This window comes from Pontibacter rugosus, assembly GCF_042678745.1.
Taxonomy (GTDB): Bacteria; Bacteroidota; Bacteroidia; order Cytophagales; family Hymenobacteraceae; genus Pontibacter; species Pontibacter rugosus.
In genome coordinates this window covers 1-3,194 of the sequence record NZ_JBHTLD010000337.1, presented here as the reverse complement: position 1 = coordinate 3,194, position 3,194 = coordinate 1, and the positions used below count along the sequence as shown (strand labels likewise).

Here is a 3,194-nt window from a genome sequence, read left to right as displayed (position 1 = left end):
ATATGAACAAATAATTAAAAAACCAGCATTTCAATTAAAAGGAAAAAATGCCTGTACATTAGCTTTTACCCCTGTTTACAGGAAACCCACCTTGCTTCAGCTCCAGATGCGCTCTATAAAGTGTTGTGCATTTTTGTAAGCTAACTTCTGTAGTTGCTCCGGCGATAGTAGCTCGTGCAGGCGCTCTAAAAGGTACGAATAGCTGCTGCCTGCCTGTTCATGCTCCTTATAGTAAAAAGGAAAGCGGGTTTTGTCTTTTTCATCGGCAAAGTAAAAATAGTCGGCGCCAAAGCATATAGCATCTTCAGCTCCATTTGCTAGCCCATACTGTATATGGTGCAGCAGCGCGTCCGGATCCTCAGTATGCACAAACTTGCGCAGGAAGTTCATGCCAATGAGCCCCTTCCGAAGTATAATCTCCTGTGTTATCTCGTCAGGCAGGTTGCGCTCGTGGTGCCATATTGGGCGGAAGTTAGAGTGACTGGCAATCACTGGTATATCAAGTCGCTCCTGATCAATGTGGTTAAGTATATCAACAGCAAGGGCATCGCTGGTGTGCGACATGTCAATGGCTATGCGGCGGCCATGCAGGTAATCAAGCAACATTCGGCCATCTCTTGTTATGCCTTTCGTAGAATTATTGCCCCCGCCAAAGCGGTTTTCATTATGGTGAGTAAGGCTAATGTACAGCACACGGCCGCATGTTTCTATGATCTTCTCCAGGCGTTTAAAGCCTTCTTCCAGCTCATCTGACTGCTCACAGATACCGGAGGCGTTTTCTATGGCTACTACCATACCTGTTTTAGCAGGCTGTTGTATGGCTTCTTGTAACTGTGCTGCACTACCTACTGCTGTCAGGCTATTATCACTATCGGTTAACTGTCGGAACATATCCCGTTGCAGCGCAGCATATCGGGTGCTGCCTACTTCGGTAGGCGAATAAATAGCCATTACCTGCAGTTTTACATTTCCTTCTGTTAGCGCTGGAGCTGCACAACCGATATCCTCTACCTTGCTCATGTCGGCACCTGGAACATCAGACAGGTATACCAGTAGGTCGCAGTGCATATCAATAATGGGTAAGCGCAGAGCCGTAGGTTGGTTCATAAAGTATAAATCAAGTGTATGAACCTAAGATACGGTAAAACAAAGTATAAAAGTTAGCGCAGCTGTATCTAGCTGGCTTTATACTTAGATTTGCGTGGTGGCTCTGCTTTGCTCCATGCGTGCTATCCCCTCGGTCATCCAGCAGTCTTTGTAATTGCCTTTGCGCTGTTTGGCAAGTATAAACATAAAGGCTTCCTGCTGCCCATCCGGGCTCTCTATGACCACCAGCTGATAAGCCGATTTGCCTGATACAACTAATTGTCCTTTTTTGTGACTTTTAAAGTTGAGCATCGGGCGGTAAGCAGGGTCGCGCACCATGAGGCGGAAGTGTTCCAGCGGGCCCAGGTGCATCCGGTTTACAGGTGATGAGAAGTTGAAAACAGTGATCACACCGCTGTCTGTTTTATCATTTTGCTGCAAAGCGCGTAGCTGTATGTTTATCACTTCCTCTGCTGAAAGTGTCTTATCTGGTTTTAAATAAGTCCATTTAGAACCGTAGCTAGCTTCAGTACCTGCTGAAGTATAGGTGGCGTAAGTTGGGTCGTTGGGGATAGGCGCGGCCGGAAAGTTTGACCAGAACAGCACCAGGAGCAATATGCCTATCGCCAACATTATCTTGTCGAACACATTATCTCTCTTCTTCATACTAATTATGTACTTTATTTAGGTGTGGATTGTTGTGGCGCAGCATGTTTTTGAGGTGAAAGCATGCGCTGGCCCTGCCAATATCCTGAAATGCGTAACAAAGCCTGCCGCCTGCGTATAGCCACATTAGCATATAATCATGAAAAATATTCTTTCACATAGAGTCCGCAGCGCTACCAACTGGGTGCTACACCAGCCGACGGTGCATAATTTTCGGCAGAAGCACCCTAAGCTCACAGCTTTTGTGGCAAACCGCTTCCACACCAGGCTTTTCGTAGGCTTACCTCTGACCCTGGTCTTTGTCGCCTTGGTGGTAAACTTGCTACTGCTCTCCAACCTTACTGAAAGTGTTATGGAGTCGGAGTGGGTAGTGGTGGTAGATAAACAGTTTACAGATCTTCTCTACAATATGCGGACGGAGTGGCTAAGCCGGGTGATGTACGGCATCACACAGTTAGGCGATAAGCTGGCCGTATTTCTAATTGGTGGGGTAGCCACAGTCATATTTCTTGCGCGGAGAAAGTGGGTTGCTCTGCTGGCTTTCTGGCTACCGTTGGCTGGTACGGGGCTGTCGGTCAGGTATGGCAAAACCATCATCAGCCGTGAGCGCCCTGCCGATGTAGCTTACTACGTGGTAGAGCACTTTTCCTTTCCAAGCGGACATTCCACCACTGCCCTGGTATTATTTGGCATGATTGCTTTCTTTCTTTACCGCCATTACAACAAGCCCGTGCTACGAAAATTAAGCGTAACAATAGCGGCTATACTTATCCTGTTTGTTTGCTTTAGTAGAATCTATTTGGGAGTACACTATCTGTCTGATGTACTGGCGGGACTATTGCTGGGGAGCTTATGGCTTCTGGTAAGTATAAGTATTATGGAGGTGCTGATGTATCGGCAGAAAAAGCGCAGCGATAGCTCTGGTAGTTGAGTGGAGATTAATTTGTAGCGTTACTCTTCTATCCTCCCTCTAGTTTGACCGCGGAGGAGGGGGCGAACTCATAAAATATTCGCCTCTACATTCTCAAAACTACTGCTTCGTTTTTCAACTTAAGGCCTTTCATGGGGCAAGTTTTTCAAATGCTTGGGTATGCAGGCCTCAACATCTTCCACGAAAGCTGAAAGCTTTGCCCAGTTCAACCATAATATGAAATCTTGCGGGAGTTTAGATTTCACCATTCTTAGGGAGAAACTTTTTGCATTTTTCTAAAATCCGGGAGCACTTGCGTTAGAGGAGGACATGCCAAAATCGATTTCTGATCTGCTTTCCCACCTAAAGTTATACTAGTTTTAGTTAGAGCGACTTTAAGTAGCTGACTTTTTTACTTTACCGATACAATATGGCCTTTTACATATGATCTGCTATAGCTATATAGGTTATTTTTAAGATAAGCTATTCTATATAAATTCAACTAAATGCGCAACCATCTGCTGTAGATAAC

General features: G+C 45.6%; 3 protein-coding genes. 1 reads left to right on the top strand and 2 read right to left on the bottom strand.

Annotated elements, in window-relative coordinates:
• Positions 1–96: 96 nt before the first annotated feature.
• Both ACFQ2O_RS20805 and ACFQ2O_RS20800 read right to left on the bottom strand, forming a co-directional pair.
• Entirely contained in the window at positions 97–1,107 is a 1,011-nt protein-coding gene (locus tag ACFQ2O_RS20805) for a dipeptidase (protein ID WP_377532664.1), read from the bottom strand.
• 84 nt (positions 1,108–1,191) lie between these two features.
• Positions 1,192–1,752: a DUF4864 domain-containing protein gene (locus tag ACFQ2O_RS20800; RefSeq protein ID WP_377532662.1), complete on the bottom strand. Its 561-nt coding sequence runs from the start codon at positions 1,750–1,752 to the stop codon at positions 1,192–1,194.
• Between the two features lie 139 nt (positions 1,753–1,891).
• Between ACFQ2O_RS20800 and ACFQ2O_RS20795 the strand changes: the two genes are divergently transcribed.
• Entirely contained in the window at positions 1,892–2,683 is a 792-nt protein-coding gene (locus ACFQ2O_RS20795) for a phosphatase PAP2 family protein (protein WP_377532660.1), read from the top strand.
• Positions 2,684–3,194: the final 511 nt, after the last annotated feature.